The 21,765-nt window shown below is 63.3% G+C and carries 18 protein-coding genes and 1 pseudogene; 10 read left to right on the top strand and 9 right to left on the bottom strand.

The genetic code is table 11. The features are described 5' to 3' along the window. Positions 1-6: 6 nt before the first annotated feature. The 5 genes from FJW05_RS10085 to FJW05_RS10065 all read left to right on the top strand — a co-directional run bounded on the left by FJW05_RS10085 (position 7) and on the right by FJW05_RS10065 (position 6,032). Positions 7-954, top strand: coding sequence for an ABC transporter substrate-binding protein (locus FJW05_RS10085; protein WP_140631109.1), 948 nt, complete (start codon positions 7-9; stop codon positions 952-954). 353 nt (positions 955-1,307) lie between these two features. Beyond that, a complete protein-coding gene (locus FJW05_RS10080; RefSeq protein WP_140632017.1) occupies positions 1,308-2,294 on the top strand; it encodes an iron ABC transporter permease in 987 nt (328 codons plus the stop codon). Between the two features lie 155 nt (positions 2,295-2,449). Continuing rightward, a complete protein-coding gene (locus tag FJW05_RS10075; RefSeq protein ID WP_095767923.1) occupies positions 2,450-2,926 on the top strand; it encodes a MarR family transcriptional regulator in 477 nt (158 codons plus the stop codon). Beyond that, positions 2,923-4,119, top strand: a complete 1,197-nt coding sequence (locus FJW05_RS10070; protein WP_140631106.1) for an HlyD family secretion protein — start codon at positions 2,923-2,925, stop codon at positions 4,117-4,119. The genes FJW05_RS10075 and FJW05_RS10070 overlap by 4 nt, the downstream gene beginning before the upstream one ends. Before the next feature lie 380 nt (positions 4,120-4,499). Beyond that, positions 4,500-6,032 (top strand): DHA2 family efflux MFS transporter permease subunit, encoded by a 1,533-nt coding sequence (locus FJW05_RS10065; protein WP_140631104.1) that lies wholly within the window; start codon positions 4,500-4,502, stop codon positions 6,030-6,032. Positions 6,033-6,062: 30 nt separating this feature from the next. Here the strand turns inward: FJW05_RS10065 and FJW05_RS10060 are convergent, their stop codons facing one another. Next, on the bottom strand, positions 6,063-6,569 hold the full coding sequence (locus FJW05_RS10060; RefSeq protein ID WP_140631102.1) for a CAP domain-containing protein: 507 nt from the start codon (positions 6,567-6,569) through the stop codon (positions 6,063-6,065). A 168-nt stretch (positions 6,570-6,737) separates the two neighbouring features. On the opposite strand from FJW05_RS10060, the gene FJW05_RS10055 reads away from it, so the two are divergent. Then, positions 6,738-7,562 carry a DUF2189 domain-containing protein gene (locus tag FJW05_RS10055; protein ID WP_095767874.1) on the top strand — a complete coding sequence of 275 codons (825 nt, stop codon included), beginning with the start codon at positions 6,738-6,740 and terminating at the stop codon, positions 7,560-7,562. A gap of 159 nt (positions 7,563-7,721) precedes the next feature. On the opposite strand, the pseudogene FJW05_RS10050 reads toward FJW05_RS10055, so the two are convergent. From FJW05_RS10050 to FJW05_RS10040, 3 genes and pseudogenes are all read right to left on the bottom strand, one after another. Continuing rightward, positions 7,722-8,281, bottom strand: a pseudogene (locus FJW05_RS10050) (LysE family translocator). A 199-nt stretch (positions 8,282-8,480) separates the two neighbouring features. Next, on the bottom strand, positions 8,481-10,454 hold the full coding sequence (locus FJW05_RS10045) for a pilus assembly protein (protein ID WP_181164898.1): 1,974 nt from the start codon (positions 10,452-10,454) through the stop codon (positions 8,481-8,483). 198 nt (positions 10,455-10,652) lie between these two features. Next, the gene (locus FJW05_RS10040; protein ID WP_140631099.1) at positions 10,653-12,590 is read right to left on the bottom strand and encodes a pilus assembly protein TadG-related protein; all 1,938 of its coding nucleotides are present in this window, start codon (positions 12,588-12,590) and stop codon (positions 10,653-10,655) included. Positions 12,591-12,853: 263 nt separating this feature from the next. On the opposite strand from FJW05_RS10040, the gene FJW05_RS10035 reads away from it, so the two are divergent. Together FJW05_RS10035 and FJW05_RS10030 are read left to right on the top strand one after the other, a co-directional pair. Then, positions 12,854-13,714, top strand: a complete 861-nt coding sequence (locus FJW05_RS10035) for a TIGR01459 family HAD-type hydrolase (RefSeq protein WP_140631097.1) — start codon at positions 12,854-12,856, stop codon at positions 13,712-13,714. A 32-nt stretch (positions 13,715-13,746) separates the two neighbouring features. Continuing rightward, positions 13,747-14,730, top strand: a complete 984-nt coding sequence (locus FJW05_RS10030; protein ID WP_140631095.1) for a bifunctional riboflavin kinase/FAD synthetase — start codon at positions 13,747-13,749, stop codon at positions 14,728-14,730. Positions 14,731-14,890: 160 nt separating this feature from the next. On the opposite strand, the gene FJW05_RS10025 is transcribed toward FJW05_RS10030, so the two are convergent. The 4 genes from FJW05_RS10025 to FJW05_RS10010 form a co-directional block, all read right to left on the bottom strand. Further along, positions 14,891-15,445, bottom strand: a complete 555-nt coding sequence (locus tag FJW05_RS10025; protein WP_140631092.1) for an HdeD family acid-resistance protein — start codon at positions 15,443-15,445, stop codon at positions 14,891-14,893. Positions 15,446-15,627: 182 nt separating this feature from the next. Continuing rightward, on the bottom strand, positions 15,628-17,055 hold the full coding sequence (locus FJW05_RS10020) for a glycosyltransferase family 1 protein (protein ID WP_140631090.1): 1,428 nt from the start codon (positions 17,053-17,055) through the stop codon (positions 15,628-15,630). After that, positions 17,055-18,020, bottom strand: coding sequence for a glycosyltransferase (locus FJW05_RS10015; protein WP_140631087.1), 966 nt, complete (start codon positions 18,018-18,020; stop codon positions 17,055-17,057). The genes FJW05_RS10020 and FJW05_RS10015 overlap by 1 nt, the downstream gene beginning before the upstream one ends. 110 nt (positions 18,021-18,130) lie before the next feature. Next, entirely contained in the window at positions 18,131-19,024 is an 894-nt protein-coding gene (locus tag FJW05_RS10010; protein ID WP_140631085.1) for a hypothetical protein, read from the bottom strand. Between the two features lie 193 nt (positions 19,025-19,217). Here FJW05_RS10010 and FJW05_RS10005 point away from each other — a divergent pair, with 193 nt between their 5' ends. Then, positions 19,218-20,408 carry a glycosyltransferase family 4 protein gene (locus FJW05_RS10005; RefSeq protein ID WP_140631082.1) on the top strand — a complete coding sequence of 397 codons (1,191 nt, stop codon included), beginning with the start codon at positions 19,218-19,220 and terminating at the stop codon, positions 20,406-20,408. A 120-nt stretch (positions 20,409-20,528) separates the two neighbouring features. Then, the gene (locus FJW05_RS10000; RefSeq protein WP_140631079.1) at positions 20,529-21,326 is read left to right on the top strand and encodes a MipA/OmpV family protein; all 798 of its coding nucleotides are present in this window, start codon (positions 20,529-20,531) and stop codon (positions 21,324-21,326) included. Positions 21,327-21,329: 3 nt separating this feature from the next. Here the strand turns inward: FJW05_RS10000 and FJW05_RS09995 are convergent, their stop codons facing one another. Continuing rightward, positions 21,330-21,764: an RES family NAD+ phosphorylase gene (locus FJW05_RS09995; RefSeq protein WP_140631076.1), complete on the bottom strand. Its 435-nt coding sequence runs from the start codon at positions 21,762-21,764 to the stop codon at positions 21,330-21,332. Position 21,765: the final 1 nt, after the last annotated feature.

Genomic DNA, 21,765 nt, shown 5'->3' with positions numbered 1-21,765 from the left:
CATCTCGTGAAACGCCTCGCCTTGTCGCTGGCCCTGTCGCTCGTCGCCTCGGCCGCCTTCGCTTTCCCGGTCACCGTCGACAGCTGCGGCAAACCGCTCACCTTCGATGCGCCGCCGAAACGCGCCGTCATCCAGGATCTCAACATGGCCGAGATGGCTTTCGCGCTGAAGCTGCAGCCGTCGATCGTCGGGCTCACCGGCATCACCGGCTGGTACAAGGTCGGCCCTGAGTTCAAGTCCGAGCAGGGCGCCATCCCGGAGCTGGCGCCAAAATATCCGATGCTCGAAAACCTCGTCGCCGTGCAGCCTGATTTCTTCTTCGCCGGCTGGTATTACGGCATGAAGCCGGGCGGCGAGGTGACGCCCGACACGCTTGCCCCGCATGGCATCAAGACGCTGGTGCTGACCGAGAGCTGCGTCCATCTCGACAAGAACCGGCCCGCCGCCTCGATGGATCTGCTTTATGGCGACGTCGAGAAGTTGGGCAAGATCTTCGGCAAGCAAGCGGAGGCCGAAAAGCTGGTCGACGGCTGGAAGGCCGAGCTCGCCGGCATCATGGCGAAGGTGGGTGGCCGCAAGGGCACGCGCGTCTTCCTCTACGATTCCGGCGAGGACAAGCCCTTCACCGCCGGCAAGTTCGCCATCCCCAACGCCATGATCGCCGCCGCCGGCGGCGAAAACATCATGGCCGACATGGAGACGAGCTGGGGCAACACCGACTGGGAGACGGTCGCCTCGCGCAATCCCCAGTTCCTCATCCTGCTCGATTACCAGGATGGCGGCGGCTACAGGAAACTGCTCGATTTCCTTAAAGACCATCCTGCGATGAAAGAGACGGACGCGGTCAGGAACGAGCGCTTCGTAGCGCTGCGCTACGCCGAGCTGACGCCCGGACCCGCCAACATCGAGGCGATCGGCAAGATCGCCAGGGCCATGCATCCGGAAGCGTTTTAGGTCTGAGGCACGAATGAGCCGGGAGTGTTGCCGTTGATGGATAGCCTGCCTTGGAGAATGGCGAAAACGCCCCTCATTTCGTCATCCACGGGCGGAGCAAGGAGCGAAGCGACGCGGCGCAGAGCCGAGGATCCATTCCGTGGCTTTCGGGCGTTGCAACCGTGCGGAATTCTACGCCGTCGCTCTCCGCGCGCCAGGTCACGGAATGGACTCCAGGGTCTCCGCGACGGCGCTTCGCGCCTGCTTCGCCCTGGAATGACGAAGTCGCGGAGACCCCCGCTAATCCCGAACGCCGGTATCGCCGCGGCAGGTCCCATGCCGTGAATTTGCGCCATACCCCATTCATCCTGGCGATGGCGCTGGGCGCTATCCTGCTGGTAGCGCTCGCGCTGCTTTCGATCGCCTATGGCTCGACGCTGATACCTTTGCGCGAGGTCGTCGGCGCGCTGGCGCATGCGGCTGGGCTCGACAGCCGCGGCCCATCGGGCCCGGTCGGCAGCATCGTCGTCGACCTGAGGCTGCCGCGCACGCTGCTGGCGATGACCGTCGGCGCCGGCCTCGGCGTCGTCGGCGCGCTGCTGCAGACCGTCACCCGCAATGACCTCGCCGACCCGTTCCTGTTCGGCCTCTCCTCGGGCGCGGCAGCCGGCGCCGTTTCGGTCATCACCGTCTTCGGCGACAGTTTCGGCATCTGGACGCTCCCGCTCGCCGCCTTCACAGGCGGCATGCTGGCGGCGGCGATCGTGCTTCTGTTGGTGTCGCGGGTGAGGGGTCAGGGGCCGGAGCGGCTGATCCTTGCCGGCCTCGCCGTCTCGTTCATGTTCACCGCGCTGACCAACTACCTCGTCTTCGCCGGCGACCAGCGCGCCGCGCATTCGGTGTTGTTCTGGACCATGGGCGGACTTGGTCTCGCTCGATGGGACAATATCGGCCTGGCGGCGCTGGGCGCCGGCATCATCCTCGCCTACGGCCTGTGGAACCACCGCCGCTTCGATGCCTTTCTCGCCGGTGAAAGCGCCGCCGAGAGCGTTGGCGTGCCGGTGGCGAGGATGCGCCGCACGACATTCCTCGTCGCCGCGCTGGCGACCGCCAGTCTCGTTGCCGTAGCCGGCGTCATCGGCTTCGTCGGCCTGATGATCCCGCATCTCGGCCGGCCGCTGGCCGGCTCGCTGCACCGGCCCATGATAGCGATCTGCGCGCTGTTCGGCTCGATCCTGCTTTTGGCCAGCGATCTGCTCGCCCGCACGCTTTTGCCGCCGCAGGAACTGCCGATCGGCATCATCACGAGCTCGCTCGGCGCCTTCTTCGTCGTCACCATGCTGATGCGCAATCGGCCATGATCTCCCGGCCTTGGGATCGGCCTGCCGGCACCGACCCCTGCACGTTCATCGATCGCTAACCGTAAGGGAGCTTGCCTTGCTGCAACGTCGATTTGCCGGCTTCTGGAGCAAAGCTGCCTCTTGAATAGTGAGCACGCTTATTATATGTACCGCTCATGGTTTCCGACGGTATCGACAGATTGGGATTTTTGATCCACGACGTGCAGCGCTTGATGCGCAAGCGTTTCGAGGCGCGCGCCAGCGGGTTGGGTCTTTCCTCGGCGCAATGGCGGCTGCTCGTGCGCGTTGCCAAGGAGGCCGGCGTGGCGCAGGCGCGGCTTGCCGAGCTCCTCGAAATCGAACCGATCAGCGTTTCGCGCCTGGTCGACCGCATGGAGGAGGGCGGCTGGATCGAGCGCCGCCAGGACGCGACCGACCGGCGCGTGCGCATGATCTTCCCGACCGAGAAGGCGAACGCGGCCTATGCCGACGTCAAGAGCCTTGCCGGCGAGGTCTATGAGGAATCGCTGACCGGCGTGTCGGCGGAAGAACGCCGCGTCCTGATCCGAGTGCTGGACGCCATCGTGCAGAATTTGACGGACGCCGAGACGTCCCTGGAAAAGATGAAGAATACGGAAGGGGCAGCAGCATGAACGCGGCAGCCAAGATAGAAGACGACAACATCACCAAGCTTGCGCCGGCGCAGCCGGTCGCTGAAGCGCCGGCCCAGCCGGCGGCCGCTCCGGTTGCGGCGGCTCCCGAGCCGCGGCTCGCTCCGGCGCCGAAGAAGAAGCGCCGCCCCGGGCGCTTCCTGTTGATGGTCGCCCTGCCGCTGGCCCTGCTTGCCGGCGGCGCGTATGTCTGGATCACGGGCGGCCGCTATCAGGAAACCGAGAACGCCAACCTGCAGCAGGCCAGGATTTCGGTCGCCTCCGACACGGCCGGCCGTATCGTCCAGGTCGGCATAGCCGACAACCAGTTGGTCAAGCAGGGCGACCTTCTCTTCGTCATCGACCCCGAGCCTTACAGAATAGCGCTCGCCCAGGCCGATGCGGCGGTCGCCGCTGCGCGCCTCAATGTCGAGCAACTGCGCGCCGCTTACAGCCAAGCGATGGCGCAGGAAAAGTCCGCCTCCAGCGAGGTCGACTATGCGCAGTCGCAATATGGCCGCGCCGCCGATCTCGCGCAGAAGGGCATCAATGCCAAGTCGTCGCTCGACGAGGCGCGCAACGACCTCGACAAGGCCAAGCAACAGCTCGCCGTCGCTCAGCAGGGCATCGTCAGCGCCAAGGCAGCGCTCGGCGGCAATCCGGACATCGAGACCGACAAGCATCCGACCGTGATGGCGGCGCTCGCCGCGCGCGCCAAGGCCGCCTACGATCTGGCGCAGACGACAGTCAAGGCGCCGGCGGACGGCATCGTCTACCAGGCCGCGTCGTTCAAGGTCGGCCAGTATGTCGGCGTCGGCACGCCGCTATTCGCCCTGGTCGAGACGGGCGACACCTGGATCGACGCCAATTTCAAGGAGACCCAGCTCACCAACATGAAGCCGGGCCAGAAGGCCGAGATCGTCGTCGACACCTATCCGGGCCGAACCTTCGAGGCGACCGTGAAAGCGATCGGCGCCGGCACGGGCGCGGAGTTTTCGCTGCTGCCCGCGCAAAACGCCACCGGCAACTGGGTCAAGGTCACGCAGCGCATTCCCGTGCGCCTGGAATTGACCGACCCCGACGCCAAGATGGCGTTGCGCACCGGCATGAGCGCCACCGTCACCGTCGACACCGGCGTGGCGCGCGGCCTGCCGTCGATCTTCGGTCACGCCACGGCAGGGGAGCAGGCGCGGTAAGACAGCGAGCCCGTCGCGATCCGGCCGGCATTGAGGGGATTGGTCTGGTGGAGACGTGGCAAGGATCAGCAAGGCAAGCCGCATGGCGGCTCGTTCGAATGCTGAGGCCCGGCCACGGACCCGTTGGTCCTCAGGTTTCCGGGCGGCAGGCATCCGCTCCAACAGAGACTTTCGGTCGATGTAACCCCCACATCGATAGTCGCGTCCCACCGCGATGAAGGTCTCTCAACGAAGGCTTTGCCGCCCGGAAACCTAGAGCCGGATGATTTCGGGTCTGTTCGACCTGAAATCCGAATCCGCCTCTAAGTCAAAGAGCATGATACTTTTCGGCATCATACTCTAACGTACATGTTTTTGTTACCTGCTGGAAGTTCAGCATCATGAGCACGCCCGAACCTTTCAAGGAAGTGCCGCACCGCGGACTGATCACAGTCGCGCTGATGCTGGCGACGATCATGCAGGCGCTCGACACCACGATCGCCAACGTCGCGCTGCCGACCATGACCGGCGACCTCGGAGCCTCGCCCGACAACATCAACTGGGTGCTGACCTCCTATATCGTGGCCGCGGCGATCATGACGCCGGTTACCGGCTGGCTCGCAGACAGGCTCGGCCGCAAGGAGCTGTTCCTCACCGCCGTCGTCGGCTTCACCATTTTCTCCATGCTCTGCGGTCTTGCCTGGAGCCTCGAGACCATAGTGCTCTTCCGCCTGCTGCAGGGCGTGTTCGGCGCGGCCATCGTGCCGCTGTCGCAGACCTTCCTGCTCGATATCAACCCGAAGGAGCGCCATGGCCAGGCGATGGCGATCTGGGGCGCCGGCATCATGCTCGGGCCGATCCTGGGGCCGACGCTCGGCGGCTGGCTGACGGAAAACTTCAACTGGCGCTGGGTGTTCTTCATCAATCTGCCGGTCGGCATCCTCGCCTTCCTCGGCATGGCCGCCTACCTGCCTGTCATCGCCAAGCGCGTGCGCGGCTTCGACTTCTTCGGCTTCGCCATGCTGTCGCTCGGTGTCGGCGCGCTGCAGCTTCTGCTCGACCGCGGCGGCGAGGTCGACTGGTTCAACTCGGCCGAAATCTGGATCGAGCTCGCTCTGTCGCTCACCGGCTTCTGGGTGTTCATCATCCACACGGTGACGGCCGAGCATCCCTTCATCGATCCAAAAATATTCCTCGACCGCAATTTCGTGACCGGGCTTGGTTTCATCTTCGTCATGGGCGTGCTGATACTGGCTTCGATGTCGCTGTTGCCGCCGATGCTGGCCAACATCTTCGGCTATCCGACCGTGACCATCGGCGTCGTGCTGGGTCCGCGCGGCATCGGCACGATGATTTCGATGCTGGTCGTCGGCCGCATCATGCACAGGATCGATGCCAGGATCCTCGTCGCCATCGGCTTCCTGCTCACCGCGCAGTCGCTCTATACGATGGCGAGCTTCACGCCGCAGATGGACAATTGGCTGATCATCTCCTCGGGCGTCATCCAGGGCCTAGGCATGGGCATGGTGTTCGTGCCGCTGTCGACGGTCGCCTTCGCCACGCTCGACGCGCGCTACCGCACCGACGCCACGTCGCTGTTCAGCCTGGTGCGCAATCTGGGCTCGTCCATCGGCGTATCGGTGGTCGCGGCGCTGATGGTGCGCAACACCCAGATCAACCACACCGAGCTGTCGGCCTTCATCAATCCGTACAACCCGAATCTGTGGGCCGCTTCTCCGGCGGCCGCCGCCGGCAATCCCCTAGCACTTTCGCAGGTCGACCGCGCGGTGAATGCCCAGGCGATGATGATTTCCTATATCAACGACTTCAAGATCCTGATGGTGATGACGCTGGCCGCCATTCCATTCGTCATTCTGCTGCGCAAGCCCAAGGCCGCGCCCGTAGGCGGGGCGCCGGCCGCGCATATGGATTGATAAAGTCGCTGATGTCAGCCGGCCGCCTTTTCAGCGGCCCAGCACCAGCGCCCAATAGCGCAACGCCGGATCCCGGCCGTCCCGCACGTAAGCCAGCCCGAAGCGGCTGAAGTCCTGATCGAGCATGTTGCGGCGGTGGCCGGACGAATGCATCCAGATGTCGAACAGCTTCTCAAGGTCGAAGCGGCCCTCGGCGATGTTTTCGGCGGCGGCGCCCCGCACGCCATTGTCCTTCATGCGCGAGGCGAAATCCTTGCCCCAGCCGGTGGTGTGGCTCATGCGCTCGCGCGAGGCCATATAGCCGGCCTGCTGCAGCGCCGCCTGTTCGAGCTGCGCATCCGGCGTCAGCGTCGGCAGACCGGCGGAGCTGCGGATACCGGCCAACGTCGCTGTCGCGGACGAAGAGACGCCCGCGCCTTCGCCCGTCGGCACAGAGACGGTGCTGCAGGCGGCGATGCCGGCAAGCGCCGCTAGGCCGGCGGCTGCAAGCAACGTGCGGCGCTTGAAATCGGGGGGGACGGTGATCGAGCTGGTCATGCGGCCTCTGATACCGGCGATCGTGGCTTTTGCCGGGCAAGGCGATGAAAATCGCATGAAGCGCGACATTCCCCGGAAGATCGGTTATCATCCCGGCGTTCTTGAAAGTGGCAGCCACGGGCGGCCACCCAGGCGGTGACCGCCCCCGGTATAAAACGGAGGACGGTTATGGCTGGTTTTCATGTCATGGCGGACGCGCGCGGGATGCATGTGCAGCCTACGGTGCGCCACATCACCACGTCGGATCTCTGGGATGCGTTGAGGCTCGGCGCCGAGGATTTCTGGGCCAAGCCGTCGCATTATGTGTTCCTTTGCCTGATCTATCCGATCGTCGGCCTGATCCTGACCCGGTGGAGCTCCGGCTCCAACGCCATCCAGCTCGTCTACCCGCTGATGTCGGGCTTTGCGCTGATCGGGCCCTTCGCGGCCATCGGCCTCTATGAGATCAGCCGCCGGCGCGAGCTCGGCATGAGCAGCCGCTGGCATCATGCGCTCGACGTGCGCCACTCGCCGGCGCTGCCGTCGATCGCGGTCATCGGCGTCCTGCTCTTCGCGCTGTTCCTGTTGTGGCTGTTCGCCGCGCAGTCGCTCTACACCAGCCTGTTCGGCGCCGAGCCGCCCGCTTCGGTCGGCGCCTTTTTGCGCGACGTGCTGACGACCGGCAGGGGCTGGACGTTGATCCTCGTCGGCAACGCCGTCGGTTTCGTTTTCGCCGCCGTCGTTTTGGCCACCACCGTCATTGCCTTTCCGCTGCTGCTTGACCGCGATGTCGGCGCCGTCTCGGCAATTGAAACCTCGGCCCGCGCCGTTATGGCCAATCCGCTGACGATGGCGCTTTGGGGGCTTACGGTCGCCGTGTTGCTGGTGGTCGGCTCGATCCCGCTGTTTGCCGGGCTTGCCGTCGTCATGCCGATCCTCGGCCACGCGACCTGGCATCTCTACCGCAAGGTGGTCGAGCCGGAGCAGATCCGGCCTGTACGCCGGCCGATGTAGATCTGATGGCTCGCCCTTAGGGTGCGTTGAGATTCAGGTCAGGCCGAGTCGAGAATGATGGCTGTCGAGAACCGGAGCGGAGCGTACTGCAGTACGTGAGCACCGGAAGCGCAGACAGCCGTCATTCGCAGGCCGGTCTCACCTGAATATCAATGTGCCCTAGCGCTGCGCCTCAGTCGCCATCTTCAAGGCCAGCGCCGTCAGCACCGTGCCCATCATCCAGCGCTGTACGACCAGCCAGAACGGCCGTCCGGCGAGGAAATTCGCGATCGAGCCGGCCGTCACGGCAATGATGGCATTGACGGTGATGCTGATCGAGATCTGCGTCAAGCCGAGCACCAGAAGCTGCGACAGAACATGGCCCTTGGCCGGATTGATGAACTGCGGCAGCAGCGACAGGTAGAGCACGGCCACTTTCGGATTGAGCAGGTTGGTCATCAGCCCATGACGAAGAGCTTGCGCGGCCTGTCCCTCGGCAACTCGCGGACCTGGAAGGGGGAGCGCCCGCCCGGCTTCAGCGCCTGCCAGGCGAGCCACAACAGATAGAGCGCGCCGGCGAAGCGAAGCGCGTCGTAAGCGTATGGCACGGCGAAGATGAGCGCCGTGATGCCGAAGGCTGCCGAGACCACATAAAACAGGAACCCCAGCGCCACGCCGCCGAGCGAGATCAGCCCGGCTTTCGGCCCTTGCGACAGCGAGCGCGAGATCAGGTAGATCATGTTCGGCCCGGGCGTGAGCACCATGCCGAGGCAGATCAGCGCGAAAGTGAGATGATTGGCGGCGTCGGGCATCGGAGTCTCCGGTGGCGACGTAACAATCATCACGCGCCGCGCCGTTCGCAAGAGCATGACTGCGGGAGCTTTTGCGCCAGCGCGGACAATTGGCGAAAGCGACGCTGCTTCGGCGCTGGCGCCCCCGCTACCCAACCACGCGCAAATTCGACAACTCGTTGGCAATCTCCTTGAAGTTGTCGGAGAGCGTCGCCCCAGTGGCGTTCCAAAACAGCTTGGCCGGTTTGCTGGGATCGGTCGGATCCTTGCGGAAGCGGGAATCGGAAGAGCAGGCCTTCAGCGCGGCCATCGCCTTCTGGTCGCTTGAACTGATAGACGACATGTCGAGCGCCACCGTCATCACCATGATGTTGGCCGCCTTGGCATTGTCGCACAGCTTCGCCATCTGCTCGTTCATCGCCGCGGTGTAGTTGCTCGACGAATAGTTGAACTGGCCGATGGCGCTCGACGTGCCGCCGAACAGGCGGGTGACCGAGGTGCCGTTATAGCCGACGCCGGTATAGCCGTAGGCGGCATAGGTCGACTTGTTGCCGGCCGGGTCGGAACTGACCGTCGAATAGGTGTTCTCGCCGTCGGTGAGAACGATGACGACCTTGTCGTTGCCGCGCTCGGATTCCGGACGGCCTTCCGTGAAAGGTTCGGCGCTCGAAACCGTGCGCCAGCCCCAGGCCATGCCTTCGGGCACATTGGTGTTGCCGTTCGGCTGCATCAGGTCGATCGCCGCCTTGATGGCCGCGAGCCCATCCGTTTGGGTGACGTCGGTGAGCGGCGTGATCGGTGTGGTGGTGCAGCTGTAATTCGGCCCGGCGCCCGAGCTCAATACCGGAGCATTGATCGGCCGTGGCATGAAGTACTTGGCCATATTGGACTGCCTGGTCTTGCCGGTGGTGCTCGACGGATCGTCGTTCCACCAGCTGTTGGCGGCGCCATAGGTCACCGGCCTCGGTTCGTCAGGATCCTGTGTGACATACCAATGGTTGCCGGGCTCGTCCGGCGCGAACATCGGCACGAACATGGTCGCCGGATCGCCGACGCCGATGCCCGTGTTGTTAGGCCCGCCGGAGGCCGGCGTGTCGTTGATATTGTAGGGGTAGGGCCGCACTTCCACGCAACCCTGCCAACTGGCGAACGGGCCATAGGTGTCGTTGTAGTCATATTCGTTGTGGCTGCGCTCGCAGGTATGGTTGTCGCGATATTCGTCGCAGACGACGCGCTTGCTGCCGGCGATACGTTCGTGGCTGGTGACGACCTTCATATCCCGATAGAGCTCGAAACGGGTCAGTATCTGCCCTTCCTCCGCGCCCCAACCGGTACCCTTTTTATACCAGATGCCGTTGATTTTCTGAGCGTATTTGGTGGGAGCATTCAGCGTCGACCAATCGAAATTCTCGTTGGCGATTGGCGACAGCCCGTAAGTGTCCATCCAGGAGGCGTTGTCGTTGTTCGGCCCGACATTGACCGACGCCGCGAACGGCACGAGGCTGAACTGGACCGGCTTGTCGATCTGCTTGATCTGCGCTGCCTGCTGCCCCAACGTGTCGACGAGCTGCTTGGCCGCCTGCTTGAGCAGGTCGATGCGCTTCTGTCCCGTGCCTGTGCCGGGCGTTGTCATGGAGCCCGAATTGTCGAGCACCATCGCCACTTCCAGCGTATTCTTCAGCCGCACCTGCGAGTCCATGGCAAGGTTGATCGACTTGTTCGCATCGACCGTGGATGCGCCGACGAGCAGCGAGGAGGACGGGTAGAAGTAAGGGTGGTAGTTCAGCGTCGCGCTCATCGTGAGCAGGCCGCCGCCGGCCTGGCTCGTGGGCAGCGTGATGTTGAGCGAGATGTCGGCGGGGTCGATGTTGTTCAGGTTGGCGTTGAAGAAGTCGACCGCGTAGGCTCTGATCTGGTCGTCCGTGGCGCCTTCGGCAAGCCGCCGCGCCGCGGCGAAATTGGCGGCGTCGAGCGCGTTGAGCACCATCTGCTTCTGGCGGTTGAGCTCGCTGAAATCGACGGCCATCGCCACCGCCCCCATCAGCGGCACCATGGCGATAGCGGTCATGAGCGCATAGTTGCCGCGGCGGTCACGGCAGAATTGATGCCAGAATTTGCGCATTTTTCTCGAGCGGCCCCCCGCCGGCGGATTCTCTGTCGGGCCACACTTCCACAAAACGCTGAAGGACCGGTTTGGCAAACCGCTCGATTGCTTAACGGCGGCTTCACCGACCGCTAACCAAATCATTGCCTGCGGCGCGCCGCGCGATGGAAAGCGCCCGCCTTGGGGGCGGGCGTCATCGATGCTCGTCCGAGCAGATCAGCTGACGATGCGCAGGTTCGACAATTCGTTGCCGATTTCCTTGAAGTCGTCCGACAGTGACGCGCCAGTCGAATTCCAGAACAATTTCAGAGGCTTGCTCGGATCGGTCGGATCCTTGCGGAAACGCGAGTCCGACGAGCAGGTCTTCAAGGCGTTCATCTGGGCTGCCTCGGCCGTGTTGGTAGAGTCGAGATCGAGCGCGATGGTCATAACGATGATGTTGGCGGCCTTGGCGTTGTCGCACAGCGTTGCCAGATGCTCGCTCATGGCCTTGGTGTAGTTGGCGTTCGAATAATCGCTCTTGCTGACACTGGTGCTGGTGCCGAGGAATGGCCGGCCATAGGTGTAGGTGCTTCCGAACGGCTTGGTCTGGCTGCCGTAGGCAAGATATCCAAGCGCGGAATAGATGGCCTTGTTGCCGGAAAGATCGTTGCCGCCGCTCCTGTAGTAGGTGCCCGAGTACGACTGGGCACTCACCGAATCCGGCGTGTAGTAGGTATTGGCCCCGTCGGTCAGCACAATCAGAACCTTGTCGTTGCCTCTTTGTGTTTCCGGGCGTCCCTCGGTGAAGGGCGCGGTGCTGGAAAGAGCGCGCCAGCCCCAAGCCATGCCTTCCGGCACGTTGGTGGCGCCGACATCGACCATGGCGTCGATGGCGTTCTTGACCGTGGTGGCGCCGGCAGAGGTGGAGACATCGGTCAGCGGCGTGATCGCGGTCGTGCTGCAACTGGTGTTCGGGCCGGCATTGTTGCCGTAGGCGGGGGTGACCTTATTGCCGTAGTTGAAATATTTCGGCATGTATTTCTGGCGCGTCGGATTGTCGGTGCCGGACGTCACGTCGAGATGCCAGTTGTTGTTTGCGGGCCGGGAGTAGCCGTCGGTATAGTCGGTCTCGTCAGGCGCGAACATGGGCACGAACAGCGTCGCCGGCGTCGAGGTCGAGGGGGCCGTATCCTGGATATTGTACGGATAGGGACGCGACTCGACGCAGCCGCTCCAGCTTGCGATCGGCGCATAGGTGTATGTCGCGTTGGATCTGCAGTTGCCGCTGCTGTCGGTGGAACTGCACGCCGAAATTCGCTGCATCCATTTGTAGAGCGAGAAGCGCGTCAGCGGCTTGTCTTTCTGAGTGGGGTCCCAATCGGTGCCGCGCGCATACCAGATGCTGCCGACCTTCTCGACATATCTCTGGGGCCAGGGCGAATTCCCCTGGGTCATCGTCGTCCAGTCGAAATTCTCATGCTGGATGGGCGAGATGCCGTCTTGATCCATCCATGCAGCATCTTTGTTTGCCGAGCCGATATTGACCGAGGCGGCGAACGGAACCAGGCTAAACTGAACCGGCTTGGAAATCTGCTTCATCAGCTGCGCTTGCCCCGACAACTGGTCGACAAGCTGCTTGGCGGCGCTCTTCAGAAGGTCAAAACGTACTTGGTTCGAGCCGTGGCCGAGTTCGGCCATCGAGCCGGAATTGTCGAGCACCAGCGACACTTCCAGCGTGTTCTTGAGGCGGATTTCAGATCTGGCCGAGAAGTTGACGTTCGTCTGACCCGGCGTTCCGCCAAGCAATGCGACCGCGGCCGGCAGGAAGTAGGGCTGGTACTTCAATGCCGCCTCGAGCACCAGCGTGCCGCCGCCCGCATTGTTGTTGGGCAAGGTGACCGTCAGCGTCGTGTTCGCCGGAAGGACGTGCTTGAGATTGGCCTCGAAGAATGTCTTGGCATAGGCCTTGGCTTCGGCGTCGGTGGCGCCGCCGACGATCTGCTGTGCCGTCGCAATGCCGGCGGCGTCCAGCGCGTTCAACGTCTCCTGCCGCTCCCTTATGAGCTCGGCATAGTCGACCGCAAGCGCCACGCCGCCCATCAGCGGTATCATGGTGACGGCCGTCATCAAGGCATAGTTGCCTCGTCTGTCGCGTAGGAATTTGCGGATCAATGCCCTTAGCCCCCGCCAGGATCCTATAGTTTCTCGTTTAGCATGATCATGAATCGTTAAATTTTAGCTCTCTCGAAAGCGTCAAGGTCGCACGGTCATTTGACTGGGCATTAACCCTGTGCACCGACGCGCCGTCGAAGGCCGATTGCCGGAAAGCTGGTGACAGGATGAAGCGCTTCGGTTATGCGGGACCGGCCGTGGCGTCCGCTGAACTGAAGAATGGCTGTCGCGGTCTTGTCAGGGATCGAAATCAGGGAAACGGCATGGCGGATTCGCCTGACATCATCGCTTCGCTCGACGATCTTGCGGGGCGCTACGCCGCCATACTGTGCGACGTATGGGGCGTCGTGCACAATGGCGAATGGCACTTTCCGGCCGCTGCCGCGGCGCTTGCAAGGGCCCGCGCGGCCAATGTGCCTGTCGTGCTCATCACCAATTCGCCGCGTCGCAGCGCCGACGTCGTCGCCCAGATGAAGGTCATCGGGGTTCCGGCCGAGGCCTTTGACCGGGTCGTCACATCAGGCGATGTGACCCGCGACCTGATCGCCGAAGGACCGAGGAAGATCTTTCACATCGGTCCCGAGCGTGACTTCACCCTTTATGATGGGCTCGACGTCGATCTCGTCGAGGAATTCGAGGCCTCCGGCGTCGTCTGCACCGGCCTCTATGACGACGAGGTCGAGAAGCCCGCCGACTATGCGGACATGCTACAACGGCTGCGCGCCCGCAACCTGCCGTTCATTTGCGCCAATCCGGATATCCTGGTGGAGCGCGGCGAGCGCACCATCTGGTGCGCCGGCGCGCTCGCGCGAGATTACGCGCAGCTGGGTGGCCGTACGCTGATTGCCGGCAAGCCCTTCGCGCCGATCTACGATGTCGCCATGAAGGAGGTCGCCGGCCTTCTTGGCCGCGCCGTCGAGCGCAGCGAGGTCCTCGCCATCGGCGACGGCATGATGACCGATGTCAAGGGCGCGGCCGACAACGGCTTTGACGTGCTCTATGTCTCGGGCGGCATCCACGCTCGCGATTATGGCGATCCGCTCCGCCCCGATCCTGAAAGGCTCGCCGGCTTCCTTGAAAAGCACGGCTACCGGCCGGTCGCCGTCATTGCGCGTCTGCAATAGGTTGGAGGTCTGGCCATGACGGGCGCCTCGACATGAACCAAGCCTTCCAACGTCTTTCGGCGGTCGCGCCGCTGCCCGCGCATTTGCGCGGCGGCGTCGTGGCGATCGGTAATTTCGACGGTGTCCATCGCGGCCATCAGTCCGTCCTGGAGCGCGCGCTGAGCGAAGCAACCCGCAATGGCGTGCCCGCTTTGGTGCTCACCTTCGAGCCGCATCCGCGCAAGGTGTTCCGGCCACAGGTGCCGCTCTTCGTGCTGACGCCGCCGCCGATGAAGGCGCGGCTGCTCGCCGGGCTTGGCTTTGCCGCTTTGGTCGAGCAGCCGTTCACGCGCGATTTTGCCTCGCTCTCGCCCGAGGCTTTCGTGACCGATGTGCTGGAGAAGAACCTCGGCATCCGCCACGCCGTCACCGGTTTCGACTTCCATTTCGGCAAGGACCGCCAGGGTGGGCCGGCCTTTCTGATGGCGGCCGGCGAACGGCACGGCTTCGGAGTCACGCTGGTCGACGCCTTCCGCGATGAAGGCGCGGAGGTGGTTTCGTCGAGCCGCATCCGGGACCTGCTCGCCGAAGGCAAGGTGGAGGAGGCCGCCGGCTTGCTCAGCTACCGGTTCACCGTCGAGACCGAGGTGATCGGCGGCCAGCGGCTTGGCCGCACTCTCGGCTTCCCGACCGCCAATATGCGGCTTTCGCCGGAAGCGGGTTTGAAGGAGGGGATTTATGCCGTCCGCTTCCGTCGCGCCGACGGCGCGCTTCATGACGGGGTCGCCAGCTTCGGCCGGCGTCCCACCGTCGACGACAATGGCGCGCCGCTGCTCGAAACCTACGTCTTCGATTTTTCCGGCGATCTTTATGGCGAGACCTGCCAAGTGTCGTTCTTCGGCTTCCTGCGCCCGGAGCTCAAATTCGACGGCCTCGATGCGCTGGTAGCGCAGATGAAACAGGACGAGGCCGAGGCGAGAGCGCTGCTCAAGGGCGTGCGCCCGCTCTCGCAACTGGACGCCGAAATCGCGTTCTAGGCTGCGTTGATATTCAGGTGATGCCGGCCTGCGAACGACGGTTTCCTGCGCTTCCGGTGCTCACGTACGAAAAGTACGCTCCGCTCCGGTTCTCGGAAACCACCGTTCTCGGCTCGGCCTGACCTGAATCTCAACACACCCTAGATCGCCCGCTTGCGGCTTACCGCTTCAGCGCCAGCCCGATGGCGATGAAGCTCCATCCCTGGAACACCAGGTCGATCGCCAGGAAGATGCCAAGAACCCAAAGGCTGTTCACCGGCCAGCCCATGGCGATCATCAGGCCGAGCAGAATGGTGATGATGCCGGCCGCCAGCAGCCATCCCCAGCCTTGCTGCGGCCGGTGGTTGAAGGCCACCCAGGACCGCAAAAGCCCCGAAGCGACGAGCGCGACGGCCAGCAGCAGCGTCAGCACCGCCGAGGCGAGCAACGGGTTGTCGAAGGCGAAGAAGCCGGCGACGGCGTAGAGCAGGCCGCTCAGCAGCCAGTAGAAGAAACGTCCCGAGGTCTTGACCCCGAAGGCGTGGATGATCTCGATGACACCCGCCATCAGCATCAGCCAGCCGACGACATAGACGGAGGCGACGGTAGCGATGAACAGATTGCCGAAAGCGATGCCGCCGAAGATCAGCAGCAACACGCCGAGCGCCACGAACCATCCCCATTTGTCCCGCGTCTGGCCGATCGCGTCTTTCAGAGCATCGCCTTGCAAGGTCATGATCTTTCCCTCCGATGTCGCCGCGCCGCTTGCGGGTGAAAGGAAGGTAGTCCCGATGAACTTAAGCGTCCAGCGAGCAGCACGGCGTGCGAAGCGCCGCCTTCGTCAGCCCGCCATTTGCCGACGACCCGACTTGGCCGGCGTCGGCCGGATGACAGCGATCGGCGGGCATGCAGAGATCGTCAACCTGGCGGCGGCTGGACTTCGTCCGGGAAGGGCGCCAGCGTCGCCTCCAGCGTCTCCCGGCCGGCCTGCCCCCAGCTTCGCGCCACGAAATCTGCGGCCTTCGCCTCGTACGGAGCACGGGCCGCGGGCGAAGTGATCCATTCCCGCATAGCGTCTTCCCAACCTTCGACGTCGAGCGGATCAAGGCAGAGTCCCGACGAACCGACCACTTCGGCGATGGCTCCGCCCGTCGAGGCAATCAGCGCCTTGCCGTAGGCCAGCGCCTCGACGGGCGGCAGCCCATATCCCTCATAAAGCGACGGGTACACGCAGAACGCGCTGTTGCGGTAAAGAAGGGACAGCGTTCCGTCATCGACGTTGTCGAGATGAACGAGGCTCTTGCCGTAGGCAGGATGGCCGTGAAGCTTGGCCAGGATGCCGTCGACCAGCCAGCCGCCGCGGCCGACGAAAACCAGCTTCATGCCGCTACGCGCGACTGTTCCGTCCACGACGAGGCGCGTCCAGACATCCATGAGCAGCGAATGGTTCTTGCGCGGTTCGATGGTGGAAACGAAGACGACGTAGCGATCCGTCTCGAGTCCATCCGGCAGGCGGCCGTCCGCCTTCGATTTGCGGGCGCTGTCGCAGCCGAGAGGGACATGCTCCAGCTGCGGCAGGTGGATGCCGCGCTTGGCGGCATATCCCTCGACATCGGTGGTGACGCGCCTCGAAGTCAGGATGAAACGGTCTGCCAGTCTCATCGCCAGATCCACATAGTCCGTGAATCTCTTGACGTCGTGCGGCTTGTACCATTCGGGAAACTGGATCGGAATGATGTCGTTCAACAGCACGATCAGCTTTGCGCCGGCCAAGCGCGCCTCGCGCGAAATGACCTCGATATCGGTATGCGCCCAGTCGTTGTTCGTCAAGAGCAGATGGTCGCCGGGCGAAAGATCGTATTTGTCGCCGGCCACGGTCCTGAGCGGGACGATCCGGGCGCGTGAACCGCCCACGCCAGCGACCTGCCGCCGCTCGGTTTCCTTCATTAGCCTGTTTTCGATCCGGTCGAGAAAACGAAGGAAAGGGCTGCCGGGATTGCGCCGGCCGAACGCGCCGATTTCCGCTATCAGGATCCGGCGCGGTCTGATGATCGCCATCAGCAACCGCCGCGCCCAGTTCGGCCAGCGATCGTAAAAACGAGTCTTGAAGCGGGCAGGGTCCGGGTAAAAGGTCATGTCGCAGGAAATGTCGCCGGCGATGATCTCCGCCGCCATGTTCGGCGAAACCCGTCTAAGCACCCGCTCGATCGGGTCGAACACTGTGAACGCCACCTCGGAGGCCTTGAATGCCGCCGCCGCGGCTGCGTAGTGGCGTTGCACGCGGACCAGGCCGACCGGGGGGCCGAGCCAGCGCACCATGCTGGAGAGATCGACGACAAGCCGCATCAGTTGGGCCGAATTCTTGCAGGACGCGCGATCATCCTGCGCCAGGCCAGTCGAGGTCCCAGCGCGAGCGTCCTGAAGGAAGGGGCGCCGACAGCCGCAAGGAACAGCAGCTTGCAAGTGACGGCCATGGGTATGCCCGCGGTTCGCAACAGCAACTCGATGTCGCGTCTTTCCAGGCTGGAGATGCCGGCCCCTGTGGCGGCGCGCGATGCCAGAAAGCTCGTGATGGCCTGCGCGGGTTGGCCGTTGGCGTCGAACGGCTCGGCGCGATTGCGACGCAGCAGCGCCGACTGCCTGGCCAATGCCGCTGCCGCCTTTTGCTGATCCTGCTTCATGCGCGATATCTGTCCCGGATGCGATCTTAGCTTCACGAGCCGCGCATCCATGTTGGCCAGTTTTCCCGTCTCGGAAAGCCGCAGCCAAAGATCGTAGTCCTCGGCATAGGTGAACGCCCGACGGTAGCCTCCCGCGCGCCGGACGGCCTCGGTCCGGAACATCACCGTCGGATGAAGCATGGGATTGTACCTGGCAAGCGCATCCCGCAACTGGTCGTTGCCGGCCGGAACGTCAATCGGCCTCAACAGGTTTCCGTCCCGGTCGATCTGCAATCCCGCGGTGCCGAGCAACTGCAAATCGGCGTCCGCCTGGAAACACGCCACCTGCAGGCGCAACCTGTCGGACAGCGAGACATCGTCGCAATCCATGCGCGCCACAAGCGGGGCCCGCGCGAGCGAAATCCCCATGTTCAGCGCATCGACGATCCCCTTGCCGCGGTTGGCGACAACCTTGACGCGGCCGTCGCGGTTGCCGATCGACGTCGCGATCGCGGCGCTGTCGTCGCAAGATCCGTCGTCGACGACGATGACTTCGATATCCGCCAGATCCTGGTCCAGGATGCTTTGCAGGGCCTCGCCGACATATTGCGCGCCGTCTCGCACCGGCATGATGACGCTTACTGTCGGCAATGGAACTTTCCTTGCGATGCTGGGTCGCGACCGAATGGCCGTTGAATTCTCGAATGTCGGCAGCCTGGCTTCAAAATTCCAATTCCAAAGTTTCCTCGGTCTGTCGACCGTCAATGTCCTTGTCGCGCCGATCCGAGCGGGACCTCAAGTGCGGGCGCGAGCAGCCGCAGGACCGCCTCACGCTTTTTCGCCTTCAACGAGAGGTCGCCATCGAGGCCGACTTCATGAAGCCAGCTTCCCCGCCATTCGCAATAGGCCCGTCTGAGCTCAACCCCAGGCAAGGCCGCGAATGCGGTTATCGGCCGTTGCGGAACCCTGTTCGGATCCACATCCCGATAGAGCACATCCCAGTTGGCTCCGCCGGTGTCGAGGCCGGCGAACCAGTCGAGCCCGAAATCAAGAGGCTTGCGGCCGACGGCGTCGAATCGGAAGAAGCAATAGCCAGCCCACAAATACCATCGCGAGCCTGCCGTGCGGAGGTCGCCGTGAAACGGCGCACCTTCAAGAGGCTCGAAAGGGTCGCATGGCTGCGTCGGGAAAAGATCCTGGTCCAGGAATCCGAACGCGGCCGGCGCGGCAGGCTTCAGAATATTGTGCCACATCCAGTTGAGCGCCGCGCCGTGGGACCGGCTCGGGTTTCTTGCGGTCCACGGATTGGTCGGCAGCCTGACATAGGCGGCGCCATGGGCTGCGCATACCTGCCTGTTGTCGCCTGCGGAAGCTTCGCCGATGCTGTTGTCGGCAACGATGTGGAGATCATGGCGAACGAGTTGTCTCGTCAGCCGCAACTGCAGATCCAGGCACTGAGCATCGCCGAAAGCGACGGTAACCAGGACATGGCGACCCCGGACGGCGGCACGGATGTCCTGGATATCGCCATCCTTGAGCGGCTGACGCAGAAACCTCCGGTCGATTTTCCGGTAACGGGCAGTCTTGACGGCATGCGTCAGCGGCTGCAGCCTCAACCATTGCTGCAAGTCATATTCGCGCAGGGCCTTTGGCACGGCTGCCGCGGCTTTCAGTCGAGGCCGGCTCGGCGGCCACGATCGTTCCGTGGAATTTTCATGCGCGCTCCAATTGAGTTTTTTTGAAAAAGCTTGAATGCAACAGCATCCAGGTCTCTTGATAACGGACTATATACAGCATATGCCTATTTTCAACACGACCAACATTTGAGCGCCCGGCGTGTTTGTTTGAATGGGGAAGTCTGGGGCGCACCCGGGGTCTCTCTCCGATCTGACTTGGGGGTGGGGCGGCGCTCCGGATAACGCGATGAGAATCTGCTGCGCAATCTCTACCCTCTTCATGAACGGGGGTCTGCAGAGGGATTGTCTCAATATCAGCGACCGACTGGTCGGGCGCGGCCATAGCGTGACGATCCTGACGACGCGCCAGGTCGGTCATGTCGAGAGTTCGGCTGCGATAAAGATCCAGCCGGCAAGGGTTCTCTCCAACCCGGGCACCGAATATGCGCTGGGAAGGTCGGTGCTGACGGCCAGGCGCGACTTCGACTGCGTGGTCGGTTTCAACAAGATGGCGGGTCTGGACATCTACTATGCCGGCGATCCGCCCTATTTTGTGTCGAAGCTCGGATGGTGGCGGCCGTTTTCGCCCCGCTTCATGCGCCAGCAGAATCTCGAATCGATGATCTTTGCCCCTGGCAACGCCGTGCAGATCATTGCGCTCAGCGAAAACCAGGCAGCGCTTTACCGAGACTTCTGGCGAACCGAGGAATCGCGCATTCACGTCGTCGGCCCGACGCTCGATCCGAAACGCCGCAGACCGGAACTGCTCACTGTCGACCGCAATGAGATCCGCGATCGTTTTGGGCTTCCCCGCAAATCCGTCATTGCCTTGACCATCGCCAATAGATTGAAGGTGAAGGGTCTCGATCGGGCGGTAAAGGGCCTTCAGCCGTTCCCGGATATCCATTGGCTGATCGCCGGTCTTCGAAAAGGCAGCGAGGAAGAAACGCGGCTTCGCGCCCTGATTGCCAAATCCGGCATGTCGGAACGGGTTACCCTGTTGGGCATCCAGGAAGACATTCCGGCGATTGTGGTTGCAAGCGATTTCATGCTGCATCCGGCTCGCCTTGAAAATACAGGCACGGTGATCCTCGAGGCACTCGCAAACGGCTTGCCTGTCATCGCATCGGACGCCTGCGGATATGCAAAATATGTCGAAGCCAGCGGAGCGGGGCTGGTTGTGGCCAACCGCGACGATCCTGAAATCTGGCGGCAGGCAATCCTGAAGGCCGGCAACCCGGCGGTCCCCGCGCAATGGCACAGAGCGGCCCTTGCCTATGGGGCATCAAACCCGCTTACCGGCGGACTGGAAGCGGCTTGCGATCTGATAGAGACGTCTCGCCGCACCCGGCGTGTCGCCTAATTCGTCCGTCGATTCCGCCGGTTCCGACGTTACGACTTTAAGCCAAATTTTACCGAACGCGCGGCATGGCTTGAGCGCTGGCAGGTGGTGCTGCCGGCGCGTTTCGCGTAAGGGGTGACGATGCGTATTGTCGGGACGATTCCGCTGGCCATCGCCTTGGGCCTGTCCACCGCGCCTGCTGCCCAAGCAGGCGAAGGCAGCTGGATATCCGGCGACTGGTATCTGACGCTCGGCGCCACAGCGCTGGTCGCGCCGAATTTCGAGGGCGGCAAGAAATATATGCTCAGCGCCCAGCCGATCGTTTCGCTCGGCAGGGTCGGTCCGGAGGCGCGCTTCACCTCGCGCAACGACAACATCTCGCTGGCACTGATCGATGACGGTTCCATTCGCGCCGGCTTGACCGGCAAGTTCATATTCTCGCGCGAGAGCAAGGATGAGCTCAAGGGCCTCGATCCGGTGCGCTTCGGCGGCGAGGCGGGCGGCTTCTTCGAATTTTATCCGCTGGACTGGCTTCGCGCGCGGGCCGAGCTGCGGCATGGCATCCGCTCCCACAACGGTTTCGTCGCCGATATCGCGGCCGACGCCTTCTACGACATCACGCCGGCCGTTCGCATTTCCGGCGGTCCGCGCGTTTCCTTCGCCTCGTCGGACTATTTCGACGCCTATTACGGCGTCAATGCCAAGGAAGCGGCGGCTTCGGGCTTGAGCGAGTACCATCCGGGCGGCGGCGTGAAGTCGGCCGGCCTCGGCGGCACGATCACCTGGAAAGTGACCGAGCCGATGACGGCGAGCGTTTTCACCGAATATTCGCGCCTGATGGGGCGGGCGGCCGATTCCAGCCTGGTCAAGGAGCGCGGCGACCGCAACCAGTGGATGTTCGGTGTCTCGACCACTTACCGCTTCAATTTCACGATGTAGGTCTTACCCCAGCAATCGTGTATCGACCGGGTGATGCGTGACGCTGACGATGTGGATGCCGTCGCGAGCCAGGAGGCTGGGGCTGAGGAGAAAGTTCTTGGTGAATGGGACGATGACACTGGGAACCTCCATGACCGCATGCGTGGCGGCGGTGACAAAGTCCGTTCCGAGCTGCTGCGTCATGGCCAGGTTGTTCTTCCAATCTGCTGGCAGGTTGGTGGATGCAACCGCGACGCCGTCCGGCACTTCGATTCCCAGAAGCTGATAGGTCTGAGGCAGGTCTTCCGCGTCGAGATGCACCAGTATCTCAAGAAGCGCCGTCGCCGGATGATCAGCGCAATAGACGATCGGTGTTCCCAAGGAATGCCAGCGGCCAGCGCCCAGCGTGCCGCCGATGCCGGACAGGTCGGCATAGTTGGAGATGCGCCAGAGCCGCATT

It is taken from the genome of Mesorhizobium sp. B2-9-1 (genome assembly GCF_006439455.1).
Lineage (GTDB): Bacteria > Pseudomonadota > Alphaproteobacteria > Rhizobiales > Rhizobiaceae > Mesorhizobium.
This window is presented reverse-complemented; position numbering and strand designations above follow the sequence as displayed.